The sequence below is a fragment of the Mycolicibacterium neoaurum ATCC 25795 genome (assembly GCF_000691525.1).
Classification (GTDB): domain Bacteria; phylum Actinomycetota; class Actinomycetes; order Mycobacteriales; family Mycobacteriaceae; genus Mycobacterium; species Mycobacterium neoaurum.
In genome coordinates this window covers 82,547-108,875 of record NZ_JMDW01000007.1, presented here as the reverse complement: position 1 = coordinate 108,875, position 26,329 = coordinate 82,547, and the positions used below count along the sequence as shown (strand labels likewise).

Below are 26,329 nucleotides of genomic sequence, written 5' to 3'. Positions count from 1 at the left end.
GGCTCGTGCACCGGGTCAGTCGCCCAGCATCACGATATTGTCGGCGAGCTCGTTTCGCGGGATGGTCAGGTTGTTGGCCGGGAAGGCCGGGTCCGCATAACCGATGCTCAGTCCGCACAGGATGATCAGCTCGTCCGGGATACCGAGGTGTTGCTTGACGAGGTCGGGATACAACGTGGTGGATACCTGCACACAACTGTCGATGCCGCGGTCGGTCAGCGCCAGCAGCAGGGTCTGGACGAACATGCCGACACCGAGGGCGTCGGGCAGCCCGAGATCGCGGTGCATACACACCATGCCCGCCACCGGTGCCCCGAAGAAGTCGAAATTGCGCAACTGCGCGTTCCAGCGGGCCTCGGTATCGTCTCGCGCCACCCCCATCGAACCGTAGACCAGCGCTCCCAGTTCACGTCGGAGCGCGGCGAACGAGTCGGGTAGACCGAGGTTCGCCGGCGGGTTCGTCCGCGCCTCGGCCGACAGTGCGGCGCCGAGAGACTCCCGGCGGGAACCCGTGGCCAGGTAGAGCCGCCACGGTTGCACGTTGGAATTGGACGGTGCCCGCATGGCCAACGCCAGCGACTCCGTCAGCAACTCCACCGGAACGGGTTTGTCGCGCAGGAACATCCGGGTCGATCGACGGTGCTCGACGACATCGGCGAGGGTGCTCATCGGGCACCGAGCCAATCCACCAGCCGGGTCGTTGCCAGCTCCGCGCCGGGACCGGTCACCAGGCTCGTCGCGGTGACCGGGGTGCCGAAATAGGTGGCCTCCGGGTCGGTGACGATGCGCAACTGGTCGGCACCCGGAAGCACCAGCTCGGCGAGTTCGGCGAACGAGAAGGTGTCGGGTCCGCCCAGATTGTGCACGCCGTCGATCGGAGCCTCGCCGGCGACCCGCGCCAGCACGGCACTCACCTCGGCCGCGGCAATCGGCTGGATCAGCGCATCCGGTGCGCGGACAACACCGTCGGTGATCAGCGAGGCGGCGATCATCTCGGTGAACTCGTGGAACTGGGTGGCCCGCACGATGGTGTATGGCACGCCCGACTGCGCGATGGTGTTCTCCTGCACGACCTTTCCGCTCAGATATCCGCCGCCGCGCAGGCCGTCGACACCGACGATCGACAGTAGGACGTAATGGCCCACACCGGCTTTCTTCGCGGCACCGCTGATGTTGGCAGCGGCCGCGGTGAAGAACGCCAGCGCGGCGTCATCGTCCATCGTCGGCGAGTTCAGCACGTCGATCACGACGTCCGCCTCCGACAGCGCCTCCACCAGGCCTGTGCCGAGGGCGGCGTCGACCCCGGATCGCCGGGACGCGGCCCGCACCCGGTACCCCGCAGCGGTCAGCATGTCGACCAGCGGTGCACCGATCTGCCCGGTGGCACCTATGACGGTGATGTTCTCGGTGGTCATGATCGTCGTCTCCTCAGTGGCATGGACAGCTGAGAAGAGATTCGCACCGCGATGGGGTCATCCGTATCACGGAAAGCCCGTAGTCCTGGCCGTGATGGCTCAACCGGCTGTCAGCAGGATGTACTGGGCCGCGGTGCGCTGATGCACATCGGGCAGCGCGTCCCCGTTCACCTCGACCGCGTACTCACCGGCCAGCGCGACACAGTAGAACGACTTCCCGCGGGTGGCGCAGTGGCTCTCCGGCAGTTGCGGCACCGGCTCGACGGCCTCGCCCTGGTTCAGGATCTCCTTGCTGAACGCATTGACGATCATCAACGCCGACCCCGGGTTGCGGGCCTGATACACACTCGCAGCGGCCATCGCGACCGAGGTGACGCCGGTGTCGGAGAACAGCGTCTTCGATTCCAGCGGGTTGGTCTGGAAGTGCATGGCGCCGCGTTCGTCGTACACGGCATTCTTTGTCGAACTCGGATTGGACTCCGCCGGAAGCGTTTTGGCAAGCAGACCGGTGGGGTCGAGCTCGACCTCGGCGAGCGCACCCGGATCGGCAGGAGCGAACTTGTCGACCCGCGGTCCTTGCAGTTCGACCACCTTCTGCACCAGCATCGCCGCCGCGTCCAAACCATCGGCGGACTGGGTGAGTTGCATGAACACGAAGGGACCGTGTGGGGTGAAGGATCGGATGACCGCCCACGGCCGATCCGATCCGGTCGGGGTGAACGGGTAGGTGAATGCCAGGGTCTCGGGATGGCCGGGAATGGTCGCCGGGACCGGCGTGGCACCACGCACCGACTGCTCGGCGGTCGCGCTGTTCATATCGGTGGCGGCCGCCTGTGCGGCGGCCGGATCCGGGAATCGCATGACCGCGTTGATCATGATGGCCTTGTCGGGAGCCTCTCGCGCGGAGGCGAAACCGTTGACGAAGCCGTGCCCCTGCGCCCGTTGCGCCACACTGTCGGGTGAGAACTGGGACAGTTGGGTGGGAGCATCCAGCAGGTAGAAGGTGCTCAGGTACGGGGAGATCAGCTCACGGTTGGCCTCCCACGGACCGACGACGTGATCGGCCAGCCGCTGGGCGTCGACCACCGCCCCCAGCTTCGGGTCACCGGCCCGGCCCAGCGGCGGACGCGGCGCGGTCGGATACCTACCAGCATCCAGCTGCGCCGCACCGACGATCGGGGGCAGCGAGGTCTGCGGCGTCGATGCCGCCGGACCGCCCGGCGCCGGCGGCTGCGGAGACGCGCATCCGGTCAGGATCACCATGACCGCAGCGGTGCCGACTGCGGCGGGGAACACACCCATCCTCTTCACGCACAGACCCTAACCCCGGGTGCGGGCCCGTGTGCCTGGCTAGGGGCGAATCATTGCGCCGCACCGTACTCCAGTGCGCTTTCGGAGGAATCCACCCGCCCGTTGCTGGAGATGGTCAACAGGTCGGGCATGACCGCGTAGCGGGCGCCGTCGGCTGGATTGACGGCGACGAATCCGGGGCCGGACCGCTGCGCGTTGCGTATCTCGAGGTTGGCGCCGTCCCGCAAGCGTTCACCGCGGTAATAGAAGTCGCCGGATGTGGTCTGGCAGATGATCGCCAGCGACTGGGCGGTCCGGATCAGTGCGACCGGCGAGCTGGAGCTGTCGCAGCGGGCCGAATGCCCGACGAAACCTCGTGAGTCCGTTCCGGATACCCCGTCGACGGCGGCTGTCGACCGGCCCGCCTGCGACGGCCCTGTCGGTTCCGATGACTGTGCCGGCGCGGCCAGTGGCGATCTCGATGACGGCGTGTCGTCACCGCCGAGTACCAGTGCCGATGCCAAAGCCGCTGCGATGGCGAACAATCCGATGGTTGCCAGCGCCACCATCCACCGGGTGGATATGCGGCGCCGGGTGCGCGGCGGCAGCGGTGTCACCACCGAGGGATGCGGCGTCGGGTACACCGCGGAGTATCGCTGGGTTCCCGCCGGCGAGCCGGCTGATCCGGGCACCGCCGGCGAGCCGGCGAGATGGGGCACCGCCGGCGGGCCGGCTGATCCGGGCACCGCCGATCGCGCGTCGTCGACGACCCGCACGGCCGCCCTGGCCAACTCACCCGCCGTCGGGTAGCGCCGGTTCGGGTCCTTGGCCATCCCGCGGGCGATCACGTCATCGAACGCCCGGCTGACCCCACGGCGCATGATGCTCGGCCGCGGCGGTGCGGAGAACATGTGTGCGGCCCACACCTGCCGGACATCGTCGGCGGCGTACGGTTCCAGACCCGTGAGGCTCTCGTAGAGCACGCAGGCGAGCGAGTAGACATCGGCCGCCGGCGCACCGCGATCACCGCTGAAACGCTCGGGTGCCAGGTAGGCGCTGGAACCGACGACAAGCCCTGTCGAGGTCACCGACGGTTCTCCCCCGCCGTGCGCGATGCCGAAGTCGACCAGGTAGGCGAAATCCTCTGTGGTCAGCAGGATGTTCTCGGGTTTGACATCACGGTGCACCAGGTTCGCAGCGTGTGCGGCGTCCAGCGCCGTGGCCACCTGCGCGATGATCGACGTCGCGCGGCGCGGCGCGAGCGCACCCTGGCCCCGCAGGATGTCCTTGAGGCTGGGGCCTTCCACCAGGCGCATGTCGATGTACAGCACACCGTCGATCTCACCGAAGTCGTGCACGGGGATGATGTGCGGCGAGTGCAACCGCGCGGCCAACCGGGATTCCCGGCGGAACCGATCCCGGAAGCTGGGGTCGGTCGCAAGGTCGGCGCGCAGCAGCTTGATCGCCACCATCCGGTCGCGGACGGTGTCGTAGGCGCGGTACACCTCGCCCATGCCACCCACGCCGAGCACGGATTGCAGCTCGTAGAGTCCGAACCGGGTGCCCAGCCGAGAGCCGCCCTTCACGGTGCCCACATGTCGTCCTTTTCGTTTCGGAGGTCGCCGACGGGTTTCCCGCCGCGCAGCGATCCCTAACTACAGCGACGGTGCGGAGGCGCTCACGGAGTTCATCACCAGCTGATACAGCGGCAGACCCCAGGCGTGCGGGCCGCTGGTCGCCGGTTCGTAGGCGGTGTGGATGGCGATCGAGGAGGCGGGGATCTCCTCGAGGTCGGGGTTGTAGTCACATACCGGGTCGCCCACATCGCACACGCTCACGGTGCGGGCGCCCATCCGCGGGTCCAGCGGAGAGGTGTCGGTGGAGGCCAAGAAGGAATGCTCCTGCGCGACGCCCTTGCCGGGGCCCGGCACCGCGGCCGCCGAGCCGAGGTTGATGGTGGTGTCGGCGGGCAGCCTGTCACCGTCGGCCACCAGCAGCGCCGCGACGACCTGCGGATTGTCGGCGAGATCATGCAGATTGCGGTGGACCACCATGGCGCCCTGGGAGTAGCCGGCCAGCACCACCTTCGACTGCGGGCACCGGGCCGTATAGGCCTCGAGTTGCTCTGCGGTCGCGTCGGTGCCGTCTTCGACACTGTCCATGAAGTTCATCCAGCCGCCGAGCCCACCGGCTAGCGGTACGGGCGCAGCCGGGTACTGCACCGCTTCGGCGGTCATGGTGCGGCCGCCGGCCGCCAGCGCATTGCTGAGCTGCTGGTAGGAGGCGTACACCACATCACCCATACCGGCGTTGGACACCAGCTGGGCGCCGTCGCGTTGACCGGAACCGGCGGCGCCGATCCAGTGCACGTCGGCGCAGGCCGGCTCGGCGTTGGCGGTGGGCGCTGCGGCCAGCGCCGTCGCGGCCATCAGCGCGGCCGCCCCAAGTCGGAGGATCACATGGGTTCTATCGGTGCCGGGGCGGGCCGGCGTTACCGGTATCGCACGAGACCCTGCTCACGCCGGTAGGTGCACCATCGCCCGACGGAACTCGGTGGGGCTGACACCCCGGACCCTCTTGAACGCCGAACTGAACCCGAACGGATCGGAGTAGCCGACCGTGCGCGCGATCTCCGCCACGGTGGCCCGGTTCTCGATCAACAGGTCGGCGGCCAGGGTCATCCGCCACGTCGTGAGGTAGCTCGACGGTGGTTCGCCGACCAGGTCGGCGAACCGCTTGGCCAGTGTCGAACGAGCCACCCCGGCGCGTTCGGCCAGGGCTGCCACCGTCCACGGTGCCGCCGGGTCGTCGTGGATCAGCCGCAAGGCATCACCGACCACCGGGTCACGCTGGGCCGCCCACCAGGCCGGCGGCTGCCCGCCGGGACGGTCGAACCACGCCCGCAGGGTGCACACCAGCATCCAGTCCAGCAGCCGGTCCAGCACCACCTGCTGGCCGGGCGCATCGATGGCAACCTCGGCGGCCAAGTGCTCGAGCACAGCGTCACCCTCGCCGCCACCCGGCACCCGCAGCACGTCGGGCAGTTCGTCGAGAAGTCGTCGGCTGATCTCGCCACGCACCGGGTACGCGCCGACGATCGCGGTGGTGGCGTCGATGCCGCGGTCGACGAAATCACTCCAGCCCAATCGATATCGGGTGCCGCCGCATTCGGGCACGGCGCATTCGGTGCCGCACTCGACGGGGTCCGCGGCGCTGTCGAGGTCGTCGACGAAGGTGAAGGTCTGCGGGCCACGGACGATGACGGTGTCGCCGGCCCGCAGGGGTTCGGTCGCCCCGCCCTGGGTGACGATCCAGCCGCCTCCCGTCAGCACCGTGCACAGGGTCAGCGGTGCACCGTCGACGAAATGCAGATTCCACGGTGGCTGCAGGGTGGACCCACCGAAGAGTGAGCCGTTGGCGCGCACCCCGCGGAACAGGTCTCCGAAGGCGTCCATGCCGACCAGCATAGGCTGCATAGAGGTTTGGACATGAAATCTGGCTTTTCAACCATGGAATCGTCCACGCCTGCACGGTTGACTGTCACTCATGAGCAACGACACCATCCTCGTACTCGGCGCCACCGGCAAAACCGGGCGCCGTCTCCTGCCGCGGTTGCGACTGATGGGTGTGCCGGTACGGGCCGCCTCGCGATCCAGGGGCACCCGCTTTGACTGGTCGGCCCCGGATACCTGGGACGACGCATTGGCCGGCGTGGGTGCGATCTATCTGGTCGCACCGCCATGGCCCGGACCGGCGGCCGACTTCCTGGCCCGCGCGGAGGCGGCCGGGGTGCGCCGGGTGACGGTACTGTCCGGTCGCGGCGCCGACCAGTGGGGCGAGTCCACCTTCGGGCTGGATATGCGGTCCGCCGAGGCCGCCGCGCGGAACTCGACACTGGAATGGACCATCTTGCGGCCCAACAACTTCGCGCAGAATTTCGACGAGGACCTGTTCCGGGCACCACTGCAGGCGGGAGAGCTGGTGCTACCCGCCGGTGATGTACCCGAACCGTTCATCGACGTCGATGATGTCGCCGACGTCGCGGCGCGGGTATTGACCGAACCGGGGCATGCCGGCAAGGTCTACGAGCTGAGCGGTCCGGAACCGGTGACCTTCGCCGCTGCCACCGAATTGATCTCGCGGGCAACGGGTCTGCCGATCGCGTACAAGCAGGTGACCGCCGAGGAGTACATCGCCGCCCTCGTCGAGTCCGGCGCCGACGAACAGGACGCCGAGCACGTGGCGGCCATGTTCACGCTGATGGCCGACGGCGGGATCGCAGGCACCACCGGCGAGGTCGCCGCGGTCCTCGGACGAGAACCACGCGGTTTCACCGATTACGTGACCCGTGCGGCCGCGGCGGGAGCGTGGGACCGGTGAGCGCCCTCACCGCAGCAGACATCGCCCTGCTACGTAGGCCACTGTACGGATTCCTCACTGTCGCAGGCGGTCCCGATCCCGCACAGCCACGCCCGGTCTGGTACGAGTACGCCGACGACGGCACGATCGGTCTGTTCACCGAGGCCCGCTCGGTCAAGGTGCGCCGGTTGCGGCGGGACGCCCGCGCCTCGCTCGTGGTCACCGCGCCGGTCGGCGAACGGGAGCACTGGGTGTCGGTCGCAGGCAGGGTGGACATCCACACCGACGGGGCGGCCGAGCTGGCGGCGAGGCTGGCGGTCCGCTACTGGGATCTGCAGGATCCGATCCGGGCCCAGGAACTGGCGGCGATGCAGTCGGTCGAGCTGTTGCGGCTGGTCATCCACCCGGACACGATCACCCGGTACGCGATGGGCTAGCGGGCGACCGTCACGACGCTACTTTCCGGCGTTGCGGGCCAGGTCGATGGCGTACTGGTTGACGAAGGTTCCGGCGCTGGGCTCACCGCGATCACACGAACCGTCGGATTCCCCGACCCGTTTGACCCACAGGTAGGCGTCGATCTTCGGGTTGGCGGTCGCGGTCGTCGGCGGGACGCCCAGCGCGCGCCCCGGCGGGTTGCACCAACTCAGCGGGCTGTCCGGCGCCGGTCCGTTCCCGTTGCGGGAGGTGTCGATGACGTAATGGGCACCGTTGGTCATCCCGGAGATGGCCTCGCCGTAGCCGATCTGTTCCTCGGTGGTGAAGTAGTTCGTGGTGTTCAGGCTGAACCCACGCGCACGCTCGATGCCGACCTGGTTGAGCCGGTTGGCCATCTCGCCCGCGTCGACCCACCGGGAGTGTCCGGCATCGATGTAGACAGCGGCCGCGGGATCGCGGGTCAAGGTGTCCACCGCGTACCGGATGAGGTCGAACCGCTCCTGGCGCTGGTCGCCGGACAGGCAGTCCGCCATCGCCAGCGCGTCCGGCTCCAGGATGATGGCGGCCGGCGCACCGCCGAGCCCCGCTGAGATGGCGTCGATCCACTGGCGGTAGCCGTCCCCGGAGCCGAACCCGCCGGCGGCGAAGCTGTAGCAGTCACGGTGCGGCAGCGCGTAGATCGCGAGCACCGGTGTCGCTCCGGCGCCTTGAGCGGCACCCACGAGCTTGCTGACCGTTGCCGACACCGTCGATGCGGGGAAGGCTTGGTCCAGCCAATAGGCCTGCGGGGTATTGGCCACATAGTCGAGCTGCGGGTTCCCCGGCGACGCCTGCGCGGCCCGCATTGCCTTGGAGATGGGATCGACATAGAAGGGCCTGCCGGCCAATGGGTTCGCCTCGCTGGCCAACCGCACCTGCGGTACGGAGACCACCGGGAGGCCGACGGCGACGAAGGCGGCGATGGCGAAGAAGGGGGCAAGCCACCGCGCGACGGTGCCAGCAGCAGAGGACATCACATCCACAAAAGTTAGTGCGGCTCGGTGTTGAAGGCCAATCGCTCACGCCCTGGTCACGGGCCATTTCGCGCCATGGCAAACTCGTGGTTGTCGGCCCCGCGCGAAGCCACGTGCCACTCCACGGCCGCACTGCGCCGGCCAGCAACACATCAACGTCAATTTGCGGGTAGTCACAGCAGCACCACGGGTTGCAGCGGGAGCCCGCCGCGCAGCGTCGTCACGGTCCGCGGAGCCCGGTGCTGCCGTGCTCGTGGTCGGCGGTGGCCCAGTGCCAGAAGTCGGCGTCCTCGGTGATTCTGCGGAACTGCACGAGGACCTGCTCATCGGAGAACTCGTCGATCAGCGCGACCCACTCATCACGTGACAACGCACCGAGGTCGCAATCAGTGGACGCATCGAGGGCGGCCCGCAGCCCGCCATCGCCGCCATCACCCCCGCCGCCGCCGTCGTTAACCGAACATACACTCGACCACCGACAAGTGCCGCGGGCGACGTTCAGGCGGCCACCGCCGCCGGCACGGCCAGCGCCGCGCGCAGCAGAGTACGTCCGCGATGCAGACGCGAGAGCACCGTTCCCATGGGTGTGTGCATCATTTCGGCGATCTCTCGACAGGAGTAACCGTCGATGGCCGCGTAGCAGAGCACCTCGCGGAACTGCTCGGGCAACGCGGCAAGCGCCGAAGCCACCGCGTCGTCGGGCATGGTCTCCAGCACCTCGGCCTCTGCAGATCTCATCCGGCGCGCCGCGCTCACCGCGGAGACGTCATCGCAGAGAAACTCCGGGCGCCGCACGCTTTTGCGGTAGTTGCCGATATGGGTGTTGGTCATGATCCGAAACAACCAAGCCCGCATATTCGTGCCAGGCTCGAACGCCTCGAAACCGGCGAACGCCTTCAACAACGTCTCCTGCAGCAGCTCCTCGGCATCGGCGCGGTTGCGCGTCAGGCGGAACGCGCCGCGGCGCAACACATCCAGATGCTCGCGCACATCGTGGTCGAAAGCGTCGGCGAGGGCGGCATCCATGGGGGCTCCTTGGCGGTCACAGCTGGTGATGCGTGCAATCGTGTCGCGCAGCCGCATTCCACGTCTGCACCGCTGACGCCAAAGGCCGACGACGGCCACCGGTAGTCGTCGATACCCGCTAGCGGTACCGTTCGACCGCACCGACCGGTCACTCCGGACGGCGAACGGTCTCGGTAAACCAACAGCGCGGTCACGGTTGCATGACGTTATCTGCAACGTCGACAACGTAATTCGCCGTATCCGAGGCGCCTTGAGCGCACGCCGAGAACCCCGCCCGAGTTTACCCCCGAAGCCGTGGGCACATTTTGACATATCGGACAATTCGACGCCCACGAAGGTAGTTGCGATCGAAACTAGCTGGAACGAGCCTCGCCACCGCACCTGACCACGCCATCTCTGGCCGACAGTCGTCCACCCGAGTGATCACGTGCGGTTTTGCTGGTCCCCCTCGGGGCTCGGGCCGCGGTGGCGACCGGTGGCCGAACATCCGGTCCACAACCTGCACTGCGGGAATGCTGTTGCGCCGCTTACATTGATGGCCGTCACAGCTTGTTCCGCTCCGGACTGCCAGAGAGGCCGTCATGCTGTCTCCATCATTCCGCCGCGCCACACGACGAGCACGAATCGTCGCATTCATCGCGGCTGTGCTGTGTGCAACCTCGGTTCAGATACCCATCTCACATGCCGCGGCACCGCCGCGGGTCGACGCCTCGGCACGCGCGCTCGGTATCGCGGAATCGAATCTCTACTTCATGTCACCGGACGAATTATCCACTGCAATAGCGTCTTTCGAGGTCATGGGAGTCACCCAGATCCGGATCTTCCTGCCATGGCGAGCCATGGAGCCGTCACGGGGCACCTATAACTGGACGATATCCGATCGCATTCTCGACGCTGCGGCCGACAAGGGAATCGCAGTGGTCGGCGCGGTGACGAGTACCCCGATCTGGGCCGCTGACAACGGATTCTGGCTGCCGAATGCCGCCCCGCGCGACCCCGCCGATTACGCATCCTTCATGACGCAGGTGGCGATGCGTTACGGCGCGGGCAGCGCCCGGCCCCGGATCGCGGCCTACGAGATCTGGAATGAGCCCAATGCGAACATCGGTTGGTCACCGGAACCCAATGTCGCCGGTTACACGAATCTGCTCAAAACGGCCTATTCCGCGATCAAGGCCGTCGAGCCCGGCGCACTGATCGTCGGCGGTGTCCTCGGCGCGGGGCTCAGCTTCGGGACGTGGACCATCAATCCGGTCGACTACCTCACCCAGATGTATGCCAATGGCGCACGCGGCTACTTCGACGCGTTGTCCTTCCACCCGTACAACTTCTCCAGCAGCTTCTCCGCCGGGATGCCGTACGCGAATACCCCGTATCGGCAATACCTGTCGATGCGGCAGTTGATGGACCAAGCCGGTGACACCGACAAGCTGATCTGGACCACCGAATACGGTGTGCCGACCTCGGCGGTGGACGCGGCAACGCAGGCGGCCTGGATCATCGATTTCGCCAACACGTGGTCCCAATTGCCCGGCGTCGGGCCGATGTTCATCTACTCGCTGTCGGACCGTCCGAACGAGACGCCGTGGGGCATCTACGACACCAACTGGGTGGCCAAACCCGCGGTCTCGGCGATCCACGACTGGATCGCCGAGCACAGCGGCGGATCCGTGCTGCAGCAGCTCAGCGGGGGCTGATCCGATCCGAACGGAACCGATCGGTTGTCACGGCGTCACCTCACTGACCTGCCCGTCGCGGACCGTCCAGTGCCGATCCAGGCGGACGTTCTGCAACATGCGCCTGTCGTGGGTGACCAACAGTAACGTCCCGTCATAACCGTCGAGCGCCTGCTCCAGCTGCTCGATGGCGGGCAGGTCCAGATGGTTCGTCGGTTCGTCGAGCACCAGCACGTTGGTGCCGCGTGCCTGGAGCAGCGCCATCCCGGCACGCGTCCGCTCCCCCGGGGAGAGATCATCCACCTCACGCTCGACATGGTCGGCCCGCAGGCCGAACTTGGCCAACAGCGTGCGCACATCCGCGGTGGGCCAGTCCGGCACGTGCTCCTCGAAACGGTCGACCAAGCGCCCGGGGCCGCTGAATTCGGTTCGGGCCTGGTCGATCTCACCGATCGCCACGCTCACACCCATGCTCGACCTTCCGCTGTCGGGTGCTCGGCGACCGAGCAGCAACCGCAACAGGGTCGACTTTCCCGCGCCGTTGGGGCCGGTGATGCCGATCCGATCGCCCGCGCTGACCTGTAGCGATACCGGACCGAACAGGAAATCGCCCTGCCGCACAGCAGCATCGTCCAGCGTCGCGACCACCGAGCTGGAACGCGGTGCGGCACCGATACTGAACTGCAGCGACCACTCCTTGCGCGGCTCCTCGACCTCTTCCAGACGGGCGATCCGGCTCTCCATCTGCCGGACCTTCTGCGCCTGCTTCTCACTGGATTCCGTCTGCGCCCGGCGGCGATTCTTGTCGTTGTCCGGAGCTTTGCGCATCGCGTTACGCACACCCTGGCTCGACCACTCTCGCTGCGTCCGCGCCCGCGCCACCAGATCGGCTTTCCGGTCGGCGAATTCCTCGTACTCTTCGCGGCGATGCCTGCGCGCAACCGCGCGCTCTTCGAGATAGCTCTGATAACCACCGCCGTAGACCGTGGTCTGGTTCTGCGCGATATCGAGTTCCAGCACGCGAGTCACCGTGCGCGTCAGGAACTCCCGGTCGTGGCTGACCAGCACGACCCCGCCACGCAGATCCCGCACGAACTGTTCGAGTCGTTCCAGACCGTCGAGATCGAGATCGTTGGTGGGCTCATCGAGCAGGACGATGTCGAACCGGGACAGCATCAAGGCCGCCAATCCGACCCGGGCCGCCTGGCCACCCGAAAGAGCCGTCATGAGTGTGGAATCCGGTTCGACGTCCAGTGCCAGATCCGCCAAGACCACCGGCAGCCGCTCCTCCAGGTCGGCCGCACCGGTGGCCAGCCAGTGATCCAGCGCCGTGCCGTAGGCATCGGCGGCGGCATCGGATTCCGACAATTTCTCCGCCGCAGCCTCCATGGCGGCCGTAGCGGCCGCGCATCCGGTCCGCCGCGCGATATAGGCCGCGACGCTCTCACCGGCGACACGTTCATGCTCCTGCGGTAGCCAGCCGATGAACGCGTCGGCGGGGGCACGGCTGACCATGCCGTCCAATGGCGACAGCTCTCCTGCGAGGATCCGCATCAGGGTGCTCTTGCCCGCACCGTTGGCCCCGACGACACCGAGCACATCGCCCGGACTCACCGTCACGTTCACGTTCTCGAACAACGTCCGGTGCGCGTACCCGCCGGCCACGTCCTTGACCACGAGGGTGGCGGTCATGCGGGCACACTCGCGCCGCAGATGCCGCAGACCTCGAACTGCGTGCGCCCCCAGCGCGCGATCGGGACGAAGAACAGCGTGAATTGCCGGTACCGGCGTACCCGCGACCATGCCGTGGTGTTGTGACAGCGCGGGCAGGTCCGGACGCCGGCCTCGCCGAGCAGCTTCTGTTTGGTGCCGAAGCCGAAGATGAAGAGCACGGCTCCAGCCTAGAGAGATCGCATCGTCCACACCGCCACCACCAGAACGCCACCACTAGATTCGCTCACCATGAGCAGCTCGATCCGCGCGGCGACGGCCGACGATATCGCCGCCGTCGAGCAGATCGTCGCGCTCGCCTACCGTCCCTATATCGCGCGCATCGGCCGAGCACCCGCTCCGATGACCGCCGACTACCGCGCGCTGCTGCCGCACACCCACGTCCTGACCGACGACGACGCCGTCGCCGGGGTACTGGTCGCGATCCCCGCGACCGATCACCTGCTGGTCGACAATGTCGCCGTCGATCCGCGCCACCACGGGCGTGGATTCGGACGACGATTGCTCGAGTACGCCGAGCAGCAGGCGCGGCGCCGTGGCCTGCCGGCGCTGCGGCTCTACACCAACGCGGCGATGACCGAGAACCTGACCCTGTACCCGCGTCTGGGCTATACCGAGGTCGATCGTCGCATCGACGACGGATTCGACCGGGTGTTCTTCAGCAAGGCCCTGCCCCGCACGGAGTCGGGATAGCCGGGACACCCGGGGCGGTGAGCTCGCCTCGTCGATCCCCGGATTCCGGAGCCACGGCCGTTCCGCGTTAGGGTGCTGGAGACAACTTCGGCAAATTTGCAGATAGAAGATGCGAGCCCCACATGACCGCAGCAGCAGAAGCGTCGGCACTCCAAGAACGAGTCGGCCATTACTACCAGATGGACGGTACCTATCTGGTGGGTCGGGAGAAGATCCGCGAGTTCGCCCGCGCGGTGCAGGACAAGCACCCGGCGCACTGGGACCTGGACGCGGCCCGCGCACTCGGCTACCCCGGTCTGGTCGCACCGATGACCTTCACATCGGCTCCCGCCATGGCCTGCAACCAGCGCATGTTCGAGCAGATCGTCGTCGGCTACGACATGTATCTGCAGACCGAGGAGGTCTTCGAGCAGCACCGCCCGATCGTCGAGGGTGACGAGCTGACCATCGATGTCGAATTGACGTCGGTGCGCCACGTCGCGGGCCGTGACCTGATCACCGTCACCAATACCTTCACCGACACCGCGGGCGAGGTGGTACACACCCTGCACACCACCGTCATGGGTATCGGCGCCGAGGAGGTCGACCCGGCGATCCGGCCGGCAGTTCAGGGCGTGATGATGCACGGCATCAACATGCTCGGCGCCGAGGACTCCGGGGCACCGTATGAAAAATCGGTGCGCCCGGAGGGCACCGTGACCATCGCCGACGGCAGCTCGCGGACTCTCACGTCCCGGTCATTCGCCGATGTGGCTGTCGGCGACGTGTTACCGACACAGCAGGCGCGACTCTCCCGAGGTGACCTGGTCAACTACGCCGGCGTGGCCGGTGATGCCAACCCACTGCACTGGGATGAGAACATCGCCAGACTTGCCGGTCAGGACGATGTGCTGGCGCACGGCATGCTCACCATGGGCTTGGGCAACAGCTTCGGTTCGGCATGGTCCGGCGACCCGGGCGCGGCGACCCGTTACGCGGTGCGACTCTCCCAGCCCGCGATCGTGCCCGCTACGGGCACCGAGATCGAGTTCACCGGGAAGATCAAATCACTGGACCCCGAGACCCGCAGCGGCGTGCTGCTGCTCGGGGCAAAGTCCGGCGGACGCAAGATCTTCGGTTTGGCGACGCTCAACGCCCGGTTCAGCTGAGTTCAGTGCTCGTCGACGCCGGCCCGCACGCCGGCCTCGGCGAGCGCGGCAAGCACGGCCTCTCGATGGGCGCTGCCCCGGGTCTCCACGGTCAGCATCACCTCCACCTCGTCGAGCCCCAACGTCGGCGCCGTCCGGCGGTGGACGACATCGAGCACGCTGGCTCCACTGGCGCTGACGACACCGAGCAATCCGCTCAGACCGCCCGGCCGATCGGGGATCACCGCCTTGACGACCAGATACCGGCCGGCGGCCCGCAGCCCGTGGTTCATCACATGGGTCAGGACCAGCGGATCGATGTTGCCGCCGGAGAGCACGGCGCACACCGGTCCGCGGACCTGCGATGTGCTGGTCATCAGCGCGGCGACCGCGGCGGCTCCGGCCGGTTCGACCAGCAGTTTGGCGCGCTCGAGGCACAGCAGCAGCGCTCCCGACAGCGCCTCTTCGGACACCGTCACCACCGAGTCGACGAGCTCACGCACATGGGTGAAAGGCACCTGCCCCGGTAGCGGAACCGCGATCCCGTCGGCCATCGTCGACATCGACTGCATCCGAACCGGTTCACCGCGCCCCAGCGATACCGGCCAGGCCGCCGCACCGGCGGCCTGCACGCCGATGACACGTACCCGCGGGGCCAGATGGTGCATTGCCGCAGCAATGCCGGCCACCAGGCCACCACCGCCGGTCGGTACCAGAATCGTCGAAACATCGGGTATCTGGCGCAGTATCTCCAGCCCCACGCTGGCCTGTCCCGCGATGATGTCGAGGTGGTCGAAGGGGTGGATAAGCACCGCCCCGGTCTCGGCGGCGAACTCGGCCGCCGCGTCGAGAGCATCGGCCAGGGTTGCCCCGACCAAATGGACCCGACCACCGTAGGCCTTGGTGGCGACCACTTTCGGCAGCGCGGCGTTCTCGGGCATGAACACCGTCGACTCGATGCCCAACTCCGTTGCCGCCCAGGCCACCCCTTGCGCGTGGTTGCCCGCGCTGGCCGCCACCACACCGCGTGCGCGTTGCTCACGATCGAGATTGGCGATGCGGTTGTAGGCGCCACGCGGCTTGAAGGAGCCGGTGCGTTGCAGGTTCTCGCACTTCAGCCACACCTGCTGGCCGGTGCGGTCGGACAACACCCGCGATGCGATGACCGGGGTCTCCCGGACCACCGGGGCCAGCAGCTCGGCTGCCGCGGTGATCTGCTCGAGAGTTACCAGCGCCGGGTCCACCACCCCATCGTTGGCTACCAGACCGACAAGGTCAACGATCCTGCCGCGCTGTTCACCCCGTCGGTATCGGTCGCGACGATCAGGATCGTGCGGGTCGTCCACGCTCCCTGAGTGGCAGTGAAGGTGACCGCCTTGAGGGCATCTTCGTACTGCTGTTTGGTCGCAATACCCGACAGGGTCAGCGTCCTGCTCGCGGCGTCGTAGGTCGCGGTCACCGGGTTGTCCGGCAGTCCCGCGTACGTCAGGGTGTCCCCGTCCTTGCCGAACGTCGTGACTCGCACGGTAACCCGCTGCAAGTGGCTGGAGTCGCCGTCGACGATGGAGACCGCCGCGACGGGATTCACCGGTGCGTTACCGATGGTGTAGGACCGACCGCCGATCGGGGTGACCAGTGGTACCAACCGAGTCGGCGAGGACACGCCGACGGTCACGAACCCCGGGGCGATGTTCTCGATGCCGTGCTCGTCGGTCGCCGAGATCGTCAGACCACGCACCAGCGCCGCACCCTGGGTGGCACTGAACGTCACGGCCTTGAGCGCCTCCTCGTACTGAGCCAGCGTCCCCTCACCGACCAAGGTCAACGTCCGGGCGTTCGCATCCCATGTCGCAGTCACCGGATTACCCGACGGCGCAACATAACCCAACACATCACCGCTTTGACCCAGCGTCGCGATCTTCACCACGACCTTGGACAACCTGCCCGAATCACCATCGACGATGTCCACCGCCGACACGATCTTCGACGGATTACCACCGATGGTGAAACCACCACCGGCAATCGGAGTCACCAGCGGCGGAAGGGCGGACGCCGGCCACACCGCCACGGTCACGAAACCCGGTGCGATGTTGGGGATATCGTCGGAGTCGGTGGCCGATATCGTCAGACCACGCACCAGCAGCGCGCCCTCGGTCGCCGAGAACTTCACCGCCTTGATCGCCGCCTCGTACTCGGCGAGGGTCCCCGTGCCCTCCAGCGTCAGGGTCAAGGTGTCGGGATCCCAGGTTCCGAGGATGGGGCTGTCGGTGGGGGCCGTATAGGAAAGGGTGTCACCGGATTGCGCCAATGTGGCGATCTTGATGACGACCCGCTTGAGACTGGTCGAATCACCGTCGACGATGTCGACCGTCGAGACGATATGGGTGGGCTCTTCACCGAGTTTGTAGCCCCCGCCCACGATCGGGGTCACCAACGGTGGTGCCTGATAGACCGGATCGACGGTGACCGGCACGGTGACCGTCAGGTTGTCGGCCTCGGCGATTCCGAGGAACCGGGTGACCTGCTCGACGAGGGTCTGAATCTGGCCGAGGACACCGGGCAGGTGCTCGGAATCGTCGCGCACGACGATCTTGAAGCTGTCCACCAGCGGTTGCCCGGTCACCAGTGCGTACGGGGTGTAGACGAACTTCCCGCTGATGAGGTCGCGGTACACCCAGCCCTTCTCGGGCTGGATGATGTCGTAGGTCAAGATGTCACCGTTGGGGTCGGTGGCATTGAGATCGATGTAGACCTGGCCGAGGACGTTCTGTTCGTAGACGATCGGCCCGGCCACCGGCGTCCGGTTGACGAAGGTGTGGCTGATCTGCCGCGCAACCCAGGCCATCATCGTGTTCACGAGGACATCCAATGGTGACAGCGGGTTCGCCGACTCGTTGGCCGTGGCGGTGGCCGCGTACATCTTGGGTGTATCGGCGCCACCGGACACGGCGGAATCCCGCACCGATGGCGCCGGGGCCACCGTGGTGCCCGGGCCCTGCTCGGTCGGCTCTTGCTCGAGCGGGGCCGGTACGGACTCCTGGGCCTCGGACTCCGGAATCGACTCTTCGGCATCGGCAGCTGTGTCGGTGTGCCCCGAGGGTGTCGTGACGACCGATGCCGGCTCGACCGATGCGACCGGCGACCGCGACTTGCGGCCGGGATCGTTCTCGGTGTCGTTGGTGTCTACCGGTTCGGCGGGATCGACGATGACCTCTGCGGGTTCGTCGGTGGGTTCATCGGTGTCGTCGATCTCGGTGTCGTCGATCTCGGTGTCGACACGGCCGGGATCGATCGCGGCGTCGTCGTCAGCGGCCCCGGCATCGTCCTTGTCGCCGGCCTGCCCTGCCGAAGCACCGCCGGTCGGTGTGTGCGCAGAGTCGGTGTCGCGGTCCGAATCGAGGCCGGACCCGGACACCGGGCCGGCGGCCGGGGCGTTCTTCGAGTCGTTCGAGGCCGAGTCACTGCCGCTGTCGGACCGCGACGGCGACTCGGTACCGGTGTCGGCATATGCGGGCTGGGCGGTCCCGGCGATGGCGAAGCCGACACCGAGGGACACCGCTAGCGCGCCGACGCGCCCGATATGCAGTGCATAAGCAGACGTCGTCTTGCGGGCGTGGCGCGCCTGGCCCGAGTCATCACCGGACTCCAGGAGCCTGCTGGCCTGCCAGGTCGACTGGTCGCTTCGGGTGACGCGGTGACGGGCCGGGGCTGCACACATAGAAGTTCTCTCCAACGCTCTGTTCCATGCCCCCGTGTCAGTCGAGATCGCGCGCGGCTCCCCTGCGCCCGCGATCCCGCGATGCCGTCGACCGAACTTGATGTACCAGGCGTTGTTCGGCCTCCCAGACTGTAGGGGTGATTCCGATACCGAAGTAGCGTTATGACCAACAAATATTGATTTCGCAACGATCAGGCAATGCCCTCGCTGTGAATATCCTGAGCAATCGGGCCCATCGTCATCCGTCAGCAAATAGTCATGTACGTCAAATTGGTCGCGGCGCCGGCAGTGTTCCCGTCTTCCCGCCCGCACGTCTACCGCCGCAGTCCCTGCCCACGACGGACACCGGAGTGGCCCCAAGTCGAGAAACTGCACCGAAAATCTGATTAGCTGTGAAGGTCAGCACCACACTGGCGCGTCGTCACGTCCCGACCACGGATCTATAAAGGAGCCGATCAATGTTGCTCAATGCCCGTCGTGCGGTAGTCGGAATCTTGGGAGCCGGCGCGGTCACCGGCGCGGCGCTGCTCGGTGCCGCCCCGTCGGCATTCGCCGAGCCCGTCCCACCGCCGAACTGCACGGCAGCCGACCTGGCGGGCGTGCAATCCGGTGTGTCGGCTGCGACGTCGGCCTATCTGTTCACCCGTCCGCAGGTGAACGAATTCTTCACCAGCCTGCACGGTCTGCCGCACGACCAGATCGAGCAGAAGGTCAACGACTACTTCAACGCCAACCCGCAGATCGGCGCGGAGCTGAAGAACATCCGTAAGCCGTTGCAGGACGTCCGCCTTCGTTGCGGCGATGTCGACAGCGACGGGGACGTCGACATCCTCTGACCCACAGCGGATCTCCGTCATAGTGCACCGCCCGACGGGGCACTGAACGCCGAAACCCGGATGAGCGCCTTACGCGCCATCCGGGTTTCGGCGTTTCGGTGGAGGCCCACCCACTCAAAAAGCAAGCGCCGACACCCGCATGACGCGGATGCCGGCGCTTGCCGAAAACTGGGCTCAGAGAATCCCGATGCCCCCGTAGCCGCCGTAGCCCCAGGGCCACATGCCCCACTGGGTCTCACCCAGTTCGCCCGGTGAGCTGGTGATCTGAGCGTTGCCAGGCGTCTGGCACACGGTGCTGGATCCGGAGACGATGCTGCCGGCCTGCGTGCAACTGGGCTCGGCAGATGCCAGCGGGGCGGCCATGATTGCGCCGACAGCACCTGCGCCGGCGAGCAGGGCAGCAACGGTCAAACGTGACGTGATCACAAGGGTCCTTTCATCGGATAGATGAAAGCGTACAGCGAATCGGCAGGAACCGGGGCTGTGTACAACAAGGTTCATTCATCGGTGAGCGGCCGGGACCGCGGAATGAATACCGCGATCACCGTGCACAGCACGGCGGCACCGAGGCCGAAAAGGAAGGCCGCGTGAAATCCCGTGGCGCTGGGAACCGGCACACCCTGCACCGCCACCGCGGAGCGGGTGAGCACCGCGGCGATCACCGCGGCGGCGGTGGCCGTCCCGAGCGAACGCATCAACGTGTTGAGCCCATTGGCCGCACCGGTTTCCGATGCCGGGACCGCGCGCATGATCAGTGTCGGCATCGCGGCATAGCCGAGCCCGATCCCGATCCCGATGAGGATGTTGATGACGAGGATGTGGGTGGCATGCAGGTCGGCGAGCACCGCCACCACATAACCGGAGCCCATGATCGCCGCGCCGGCGATCAGCAGCGGCTTGGGTCCCCACAGCGCGATCAGTCGACCGGAGATCGGGGACATCGCCAGCATCGCCAGACCTGCCGGCATCAGATACAGGCTGGCCTGCAGCAGCGGCATCCCCAAGCCGCCCGCTTCGACCGGCAGCTCGAGGAGTTGGGGAAAGGCGATCTGCGATGAGAACAGCGCAAAGCCCATGGCGATCGAGGCCAGATTGGTCAGCAGGACCGGGGCGCGGGCACTGACCCGCAGATCTACCAACGGCTCCCGGACGCGCAGCTCCAGCCAACCCCAGATCAGCAGGACGATCAGACCGCCGACCATGGACCCCACGGTCAGCGGAGATGTCCATCCCCATTGGTTGCCCTGCGAAATGGCAAGCAGCACACCGGACAATCCGATCGCCAGCCCGAGAATGCCGATCCCGTCGACGCGGCCGCCTGCTCGAATTCCGCTCGCGGGCACCAGAGTCCACATCAGGGAGAAGGCGATCGCGCCGAGCCCGGCGGCGAGCCAGAACAACACATGCCAGTCGAAGTGCTCGGTGACGAACGCGCTGATCGGCAGCCCGAGCGCGCCACCGACACCGAGCGTGGCACTGACCAGGGCGATGCCCGAGCCGAGCCGGTCGGCGGTGAGGGTATCGCGCAGGATGGCGATACCGAGCGGGATGACACCCATGCCGACACCCTGGAGTCCCCTGCCGACGATCAGCGGGACCACCGTCGAGGACAGCGCAGCGACGACGGAACCGAACATGAGGACACCGAGCAGGCTCAGCGCGATCCGGCGCTTGCCGTACATGTCGCCGAGCTTCCCGGAGATCGGTGTGCAGATGGCGGCGACCAACAGGGTGATGGTGATGACCCACGCGGTCTGGCCGCTGGACGCGTCGAGCAGCTGCGGGAGCTCACCCTGGATCGGGATGAGGATGGTCTGGGTGAAGGCCGCCGTCATCCCGGCAAAGGCCAGCGCCCCGACAACCCGGCCGCTGCGCACGTCGGGCACCGCCGGATCGGGCGGGGTATCCACCATTGCCCGGGTATCGACTGTCATCAATGTCCTCCCTCGCCTGGCCCGAGTCACGCTACCGTCGCGTGAGACTGAGTATCAAATTGAAGCTGCAGTTCCTCTTCTGATATTCCGCATCAGTTGCGTTAGTCTTGCCCCATGGCCGCCGGAGTACGGGAGCGCGCACGTCTAGCCCTGCGCACCGAGATCGCGCAGGCGATGAGCGAATTGTTCGCCCGGCGGGGATTCGATGCGGTGACGGTCGAAGAGGCCGCCGGCGAGGTCGGCATCTCCCGAGCCACGTTTTTCCGCTATTTCGGTTCCAAGGAGGACGCCGTCCTCGCGGCCATCGAGGCGTCCTCGATCGACTACGTCGCGGCTCTGCGGGATCTGCCACCCCGGACCGGCGAGACACCATGGCAGTTGATGCAGCGGGCCTTCGTCGGCGCGCTGACCCATATCGACGAGCACTCCGAACTGGAACGCTCGCGCGTGCAGATGATCAACGCCACCGTGTCACTGCGGACCCGGATGGCGCAGCGCCGGTTCGCTTATGAAGACGCCCTCACCCCGGTGCTGGCCGCCCGCATCGACACGCCCGAGGCCGCCCGACCGGTCATCGTCGCGGCCCTGGCCTGCCTCGACCTCGCTTGGCGCCGGTGGGCGGCAGGTAAGGCGCGCACCATGGCCGAATCCGTCGCCACCGTGTTCGCCCACCTCGGTTCGGCACCGTAACCGGTGAGAGATCTGCGGCCGTTGCCGCGATACTGAGGGCTCGCCACACCCCGACGAGCGTTCCGGAGGACCCGAGCCGCCCATGACGACTGTTGCCATCTACCTCGTCGTGACATTCGGGCTCGGCGGACTCGCCATGGCGTTCCGATTGCCCCCGCTGGTCGGATTCCTGGCCGCCGGTTTCGTCATCAATGCCCTCGATGTCGAGCACATCCCGCAGTTGGAGATCCTGGCCGACCTGGGCGTCACCCTGCTGCTGTTCGCCATCGGGCTCAAACTCGACGTGCGGATCCTGCTCCGGCGCGAGGTGTGGCTGACGACATCGGTGCACATGCTGATCAGCGTCGTGTTCGGTGGTGCCGCACTGTGGCTGGCGGCGGTGGCCGGGATGTCCATGCTGACCGGGCAGAGTGTGCAGACCATTGCGCTGCTGGCCTTCGCGCTGTCCTTTTCCAGCACCGTCTTCGTGGTGAAGGTGCTGGAGGAGCGCGGTGAATCGCACGCGCTGTACGGTCGCGTCGCGATCGGCATCCTGGTCATGCAGGACATCGTCGCGGTGGTGTTCCTGACCGCGACCAGTGGCCACCTACCCAGCCCGTGGGCGTTGGCACTGGTCGGACTGTGGCCGCTGACCCGGGTGCTGCGCAAGGTCTGGACCAGGCTCGGACACGGCGAGATGCAATCGCTGTTCGGCATCGTGATGGCCTTCGTCCCCGGCTACGCGCTGTTCTCGGCCGTCGGCCTCAAGGGTGACCTCGGCGCGTTGATCATCGGAGTCCTGCTGGCATCGCATTCGGCATCCTCGGAGCTGGCCCGTTCGCTGTTCCACATCAAGGAGCTGCTGCTGGTCGGCTTCTTCGTGTCGATCGGGCTGACCGGACTGCCCGACCTCCCGACCATTGGCGTCGCGGTGCTCATGGTGCTGCTGCTGCCGTTCAAGGCCGGGTGGTACGTCGTCCTGCTGTCGCTGATGCGGCTGCGGCACCGCACCTCGCTGCTGGCGGGGCTGAGCCTGATGAACTACTCCGAGTTCGGGCTGATCGTGGTCTCGGTCGGCGTCTCGGCAGGCATGCTGGCACCCGCCTGGCTGGTCGAGATGTCGATCGCGGTGGCGCTGAGCTTCGTGGTCTCGGCGTTGGTGAACGGTCGCGGGCACCTCATGGTGGAGAAGATCGCCGCCCGGCTACCCGCCCAGGACGAACAGAAACTGCAGCCCGAGGAGCGGCCCGTCGATGCCGGCGACGCCGAGGTCGTCGTGATCGGCATGGGCCGCGTCGGGTTCGCCGCATATCAACGCCTCACCGATCACTACGGTTTGCGGGTTGTCGGTGTCGACTATGACGGACGCCGCATCCAGCGGCTCGCGGAGGACGGGCTGCGGGTCGTCGAGGGTGATGCCACCGACTTGGATTTCTGGCACCGGCTACGGCATTCCGAATCGGCCCGCATCGCGATACTGGCCATGCCTCGGCACGGTGCCAACGTGACCGCCCTGGACTGTCTACGCGAATCGGGTTTCAGCGGCACCGTCGCCGCGGTGGCGCGCTACGACGACGAGGTGGCGTGGGCCAAGGAGCAGGGTGTCGAGATCGCCTTCAACGTATATGCCGGTGCCGGACTGGAGCTGGCCGATCAGGTGGGTGGTGGCCCCGTTCCGACCACCGTCGATCCGGAGCTCACGCCAGAGCCGGAGACCGCCGAAGAGCCCAAACCGCGCTGAAGCACCAGTTCAGGGGCGGAAGATACAGATCACACAAATTGTCTGCATGAGCTGAGCTCCAATCGGGAACACGAGGCGCCATGTCCCGATTCCTGTTCGCGGTGGGCGGTTTCAGCTTCCGTCGCCGCCGGCTCGTGCTCGGTGCCTGGTTGGTCGTCCTGATCGGCGTGGCGGCCGCATTCGTCGGATTCCGCGGGGAGCCCAGCGACAACTTCACCATCCCCGGCACCGAATCCCAGCGCGCCGTCGAACAGCTGCAGACGAGGCTCCCTGCATACAGCGGTGCACAGACGCAGATCACCTTCGCCGCTCCGGAGGGACGGGTGGTCTCCGATCCGGGCCTCGGCCCGGCGATCGAACGGGCAATGGCGGGGCTCGGCTCGATACCGGACATCGCCGTGGCGGCGGGTCCGGGCCAGACCGGCCAGGTCTCCCCGGACGGTCGCGTCGCGCTCGGCACCGTGGCATGGCGCGCCCCCATCGGCGAGGTGAGCGATTCCGCGCTCACTGCCCTCGAAGACGCCATGAAACCTGCCGAGGACGCGGGCCTGCAGGTGGAGTACTCCGGTGCGGTCTTCCCCGGTTACAAGGTCGCCGTCCCGCATCTTCCCGAGATCATCGGTATCAGCGTGGCGTTCCTGGTCCTGCTCATCACATTCGGGTCCGTCGTCGCCGCAGGTCTGCCGATCCTGACCGCCGCAGTGGGTGTCGGTATCGGTGCGCTGGGCATCTTCATCTCCGCGGCCGTCGTCGACATGCCCACGGCCGCACTGTCGCTGGCGCTGATGCTCGGGCTGTCCTGCGGCATCGACTACGCGTTGTTCATCCTGAACCGATACCGCACCAACCTGCTGCTGCTCAGACCCCGCGAGGAGGCTGCCGCCCTGGCGGCAGGCACGGCGGGCGGATCCGTCGTCTTCGCCGCGTTGACCGTGGTGATCGCGCTGTGCGGTCTGGGGGTCGTCGGCATACCGTTCCTCACCTACATGGGTGTGGCGGCGGCGGTTTCGGTGTTCATCGCCATGCTGATCGCGCTGACCCTGCTGCCCGCCCTGTTCGGATTCGCCGGCGGCAAGGTGGCCAAGTTCATCGAGCCGCCGCTGCAGCCGGGGCGGCCCAAGGAAGTGGCCCAGGTCGCGGCGTACACGCCACAGCGCACCCTGGGTGCCGCCTGGGCCCGATTCGTGGTGCGCTTCCGAGCGCCACTGCTGATCGCCGGATCGGCGGTGCTGATCATCATCGGGTTGCCCGCGCTGGGAATGCATCTCGGTCTGCCCAGCGGGGCGTCTCAGCCGGAGTCCAACACCTCCCGCCAGGCCTACGGTCTGACCGCCGAGCACCTCGGCCCAGGTTTCAACGGCCCGCTGCTGGTGGTTGCCGATATCTCGCGGGCCACCGACCCGAACGCCGCGCAGACCATCGCGGCCAACATCGATCGCGAGCCAGGCGTGGTGGCCGCTGCCCCGGCCGGCGGTGACCAGCGCACAGCGCTCATCCAGGTGATTCCCGAGACCGGCCCCAACGACACCGCCACCGCGGATCTCGTCAAGAAGATCCGGGCCGATCGTGATGCCATCCAGACGGGCACCGGCGCGACGTTCTTGGTCGGAGGCAACACCGCATCCAATATCGACACCTCCGACAAACTGGCGTCCGCATTGCCGATCTTCGTCGTGGTCGTCGTCGGTCTGGCATTCATCCTGCTGACAATCGCGTTCCGCGCAGCGCTGGTGCCGCTGACCTCGATCGTCGGATTCCTGCTCTCGGTCTTCGCGGCCATGGGCGTCCAGGTGGCTGTATTCCAATGGGGTTGGGGCGCAAGCTTGCTCGGCATCACGCCCGGAGAGACCATCAGCTTCCTGCCCATCATCGTGCTGGCGATCATCTTCGGTTTGTCCAGCGACTACGAGGTTTTCGTGGTGTCCCGGATAAAGGAGGAGGTCGGCCGGACCGGGGAAGCCATCGATGCGGTGCGCAGCGGGCTCGGCCTGTCGGCGCGGGTAGTGACCGCGGCCGCCCTGATCATGTTCGGCGTGTTCATCGCGTTCGTCGCGGGCAACGACCCGATCATCAAATCCGTCGGCCTGACGCTGGCCGTCGGGGTGTTCCTGGATGCGTTCGTGGTGCGGTTGACGCTCATCCCCGCCGTGATGGCCATCCTGGGCGACCGGATGTGGGCACACTCACGATGGTTCGACAGGTACGTTCCCGATCTCGATATCGAGGGCACCAAACTGGAGGCCGAGCACCGGACGCCGGTACCCACCGCCTGACGTCCCAAGCCGTCCAGACACAAAGCCGTTCAGGCACAACGCCGTTGGGCTACAACGCAGCGAGGGCGCCCGCATTGCGGGCGCCCTCGCTGTATGTGCTGTGTTGAGTGTCAGTGCCGAACGGAGGTGTCGACCTGGGGCACCTTGACCGTCGGGTACAGCTGGTTGAACCACGGGTAGTAGTCGTTGTTGTCCGGGTAGTAGATACCGTCGGTCTGCGGCACCATGTCCAGGGGTGCCTGCGCCTGTGCGGGACCTGCCAGTCCGACGACCGCTGCGGTGAATGCTCCGGCGATCATGCCCGCCAATCCGATCTTCTTCATCGGTCTCGCCTCTTTCTTGTGACTGCTGTTCCGATATCCGCTTCAACAGCACCCGCAGTCGATTTGA

General features: G+C 66.9%; 25 protein-coding genes. 9 read left to right on the top strand and 16 right to left on the bottom strand.

Translation table 11 applies throughout. The features are described 5' to 3' along the window. Positions 1–15: 15 nt before the first annotated feature. The 6 genes from IC40_RS0107075 to IC40_RS0107050 all read right to left on the bottom strand — a co-directional run bounded on the left by IC40_RS0107075 (position 16) and on the right by IC40_RS0107050 (position 6,160). A complete protein-coding gene (locus IC40_RS0107075; protein ID WP_030134038.1) occupies positions 16–669 on the bottom strand; it encodes a nitroreductase in 654 nt (217 codons plus the stop codon). Then, entirely contained in the window at positions 666–1,415 is a 750-nt protein-coding gene (locus tag IC40_RS0107070) for an SDR family oxidoreductase (protein ID WP_030134037.1), read from the bottom strand. Before IC40_RS0107070 ends, IC40_RS0107075 begins: the two co-directional genes overlap by 4 nt. A 99-nt stretch (positions 1,416–1,514) precedes the next feature. Further along, a complete protein-coding gene (locus IC40_RS0107065; RefSeq protein ID WP_036469533.1) occupies positions 1,515–2,717 on the bottom strand; it encodes a DUF7373 family lipoprotein in 1,203 nt (400 codons plus the stop codon). A 59-nt stretch (positions 2,718–2,776) separates the two neighbouring features. Then, positions 2,777–4,300: a serine/threonine-protein kinase gene (locus IC40_RS0107060; RefSeq protein ID WP_030134035.1), complete on the bottom strand. Its 1,524-nt coding sequence runs from the start codon at positions 4,298–4,300 to the stop codon at positions 2,777–2,779. A 60-nt stretch (positions 4,301–4,360) separates the two neighbouring features. Next, complete coding sequence (locus tag IC40_RS0107055) at positions 4,361–5,164, bottom strand: cutinase family protein (protein ID WP_030134034.1); 804 nt, start codon at positions 5,162–5,164, stop codon at positions 4,361–4,363. A 57-nt stretch (positions 5,165–5,221) separates the two neighbouring features. Next, positions 5,222–6,160 carry an AraC family transcriptional regulator gene (locus IC40_RS0107050; protein WP_030134033.1) on the bottom strand — a complete coding sequence of 313 codons (939 nt, stop codon included), beginning with the start codon at positions 6,158–6,160 and terminating at the stop codon, positions 5,222–5,224. Between the two features lie 91 nt (positions 6,161–6,251). Between IC40_RS0107050 and IC40_RS0107045 the strand changes: the two genes are divergently transcribed. Continuing rightward, positions 6,252–7,085, top strand: a complete 834-nt coding sequence (locus tag IC40_RS0107045; RefSeq protein WP_030134032.1) for an NAD(P)H-binding protein — start codon at positions 6,252–6,254, stop codon at positions 7,083–7,085. Then, positions 7,073–7,501 (top strand): pyridoxamine 5'-phosphate oxidase family protein, encoded by a 429-nt coding sequence (locus IC40_RS0107040; RefSeq protein WP_030134031.1) that lies wholly within the window; start codon positions 7,073–7,075, stop codon positions 7,499–7,501. The genes IC40_RS0107045 and IC40_RS0107040 overlap by 13 nt, the downstream gene beginning before the upstream one ends. An 18-nt stretch (positions 7,502–7,519) precedes the next feature. Here IC40_RS0107040 and IC40_RS0107035 read toward each other — a convergent pair whose 3' ends face one another. From IC40_RS0107035 to IC40_RS0107025, 3 genes are all read right to left on the bottom strand, one after another. Then, complete coding sequence (locus IC40_RS0107035) at positions 7,520–8,515, bottom strand: glycoside hydrolase family 6 protein (protein WP_030134030.1); 996 nt, start codon at positions 8,513–8,515, stop codon at positions 7,520–7,522. A gap of 220 nt (positions 8,516–8,735) precedes the next feature. Next, on the bottom strand, positions 8,736–8,885 hold the full coding sequence (locus tag IC40_RS27780; RefSeq protein ID WP_157837304.1) for a hypothetical protein: 150 nt from the start codon (positions 8,883–8,885) through the stop codon (positions 8,736–8,738). 128 nt (positions 8,886–9,013) lie between these two features. Then, on the bottom strand, positions 9,014–9,598 hold the full coding sequence (locus IC40_RS0107025; protein WP_042509600.1) for a sigma-70 family RNA polymerase sigma factor: 585 nt from the start codon (positions 9,596–9,598) through the stop codon (positions 9,014–9,016). Between the two features lie 524 nt (positions 9,599–10,122). Between IC40_RS0107025 and IC40_RS0107020 the strand changes: the two genes are divergently transcribed. Next, the gene (locus IC40_RS0107020; RefSeq protein ID WP_081843348.1) at positions 10,123–11,238 is read left to right on the top strand and encodes a cellulase family glycosylhydrolase; all 1,116 of its coding nucleotides are present in this window, start codon (positions 10,123–10,125) and stop codon (positions 11,236–11,238) included. 27 nt (positions 11,239–11,265) lie between these two features. Here IC40_RS0107020 and abc-f read toward each other — a convergent pair whose 3' ends face one another. Continuing rightward, on the bottom strand, positions 11,266–12,909 hold the full coding sequence (gene abc-f / locus IC40_RS0107015) for a ribosomal protection-like ABC-F family protein (protein WP_030134027.1): 1,644 nt from the start codon (positions 12,907–12,909) through the stop codon (positions 11,266–11,268). Continuing rightward, complete coding sequence (locus tag IC40_RS0107010) at positions 12,906–13,109, bottom strand: zinc-ribbon domain-containing protein (protein WP_030134026.1); 204 nt, start codon at positions 13,107–13,109, stop codon at positions 12,906–12,908. The genes abc-f and IC40_RS0107010 overlap by 4 nt, the downstream gene beginning before the upstream one ends. Positions 13,110–13,179: 70 nt before the next feature. On the opposite strand from IC40_RS0107010, the gene IC40_RS0107005 reads away from it, so the two are divergent. Beyond that, on the top strand, positions 13,180–13,641 hold the full coding sequence (locus tag IC40_RS0107005) for a GNAT family N-acetyltransferase (RefSeq protein WP_030134025.1): 462 nt from the start codon (positions 13,180–13,182) through the stop codon (positions 13,639–13,641). Between the two features lie 122 nt (positions 13,642–13,763). Beyond that, a complete protein-coding gene (locus tag IC40_RS0107000; RefSeq protein WP_030134024.1) occupies positions 13,764–14,789 on the top strand; it encodes a fused (3R)-hydroxyacyl-ACP dehydratase subunits HadA/HadB in 1,026 nt (341 codons plus the stop codon). 2 nt (positions 14,790–14,791) lie between these two features. On the opposite strand, the gene ilvA is transcribed toward IC40_RS0107000, so the two are convergent. Both ilvA and IC40_RS26805 read right to left on the bottom strand, forming a co-directional pair. After that, entirely contained in the window at positions 14,792–16,012 is a 1,221-nt protein-coding gene (gene ilvA, locus IC40_RS0106995) for a threonine ammonia-lyase (protein WP_162179259.1), read from the bottom strand. 14 nt (positions 16,013–16,026) lie between these two features. Further along, positions 16,027–18,486, bottom strand: a complete 2,460-nt coding sequence (locus IC40_RS26805; RefSeq protein WP_051644284.1) for a hypothetical protein — start codon at positions 18,484–18,486, stop codon at positions 16,027–16,029. A 458-nt stretch (positions 18,487–18,944) separates the two neighbouring features. On the opposite strand from IC40_RS26805, the gene IC40_RS0106985 reads away from it, so the two are divergent. Further along, entirely contained in the window at positions 18,945–19,322 is a 378-nt protein-coding gene (locus tag IC40_RS0106985) for a heme-binding protein (RefSeq protein ID WP_019514250.1), read from the top strand. Positions 19,323–19,496: 174 nt separating this feature from the next. On the opposite strand, the gene IC40_RS0106980 is transcribed toward IC40_RS0106985, so the two are convergent. Next, positions 19,497–19,748, bottom strand: coding sequence for a hypothetical protein (locus tag IC40_RS0106980; RefSeq protein ID WP_081843347.1), 252 nt, complete (start codon positions 19,746–19,748; stop codon positions 19,497–19,499). Between the two features lie 71 nt (positions 19,749–19,819). After that, positions 19,820–21,256 carry an MFS transporter gene (locus IC40_RS0106975; protein ID WP_234411553.1) on the bottom strand — a complete coding sequence of 479 codons (1,437 nt, stop codon included), beginning with the start codon at positions 21,254–21,256 and terminating at the stop codon, positions 19,820–19,822. Between the two features lie 114 nt (positions 21,257–21,370). Between IC40_RS0106975 and IC40_RS26800 the strand changes: the two genes are divergently transcribed. The 3 genes from IC40_RS26800 (at position 21,371) to IC40_RS0106960 (ending at position 25,939) form a co-directional block, all read left to right on the top strand. Further along, positions 21,371–21,946: a TetR family transcriptional regulator gene (locus tag IC40_RS26800; RefSeq protein ID WP_051644283.1), complete on the top strand. Its 576-nt coding sequence runs from the start codon at positions 21,371–21,373 to the stop codon at positions 21,944–21,946. 82 nt (positions 21,947–22,028) lie between these two features. Further along, complete coding sequence (locus IC40_RS0106965) at positions 22,029–23,666, top strand: cation:proton antiporter domain-containing protein (RefSeq protein WP_030134019.1); 1,638 nt, start codon at positions 22,029–22,031, stop codon at positions 23,664–23,666. Between the two features lie 80 nt (positions 23,667–23,746). After that, entirely contained in the window at positions 23,747–25,939 is a 2,193-nt protein-coding gene (locus IC40_RS0106960; RefSeq protein ID WP_030134018.1) for an MMPL family transporter, read from the top strand. A gap of 110 nt (positions 25,940–26,049) precedes the next feature. Here IC40_RS0106960 and IC40_RS0106955 read toward each other — a convergent pair whose 3' ends face one another. After that, complete coding sequence (locus IC40_RS0106955) at positions 26,050–26,262, bottom strand: hypothetical protein (protein ID WP_019514243.1); 213 nt, start codon at positions 26,260–26,262, stop codon at positions 26,050–26,052. Positions 26,263–26,329: the final 67 nt, after the last annotated feature.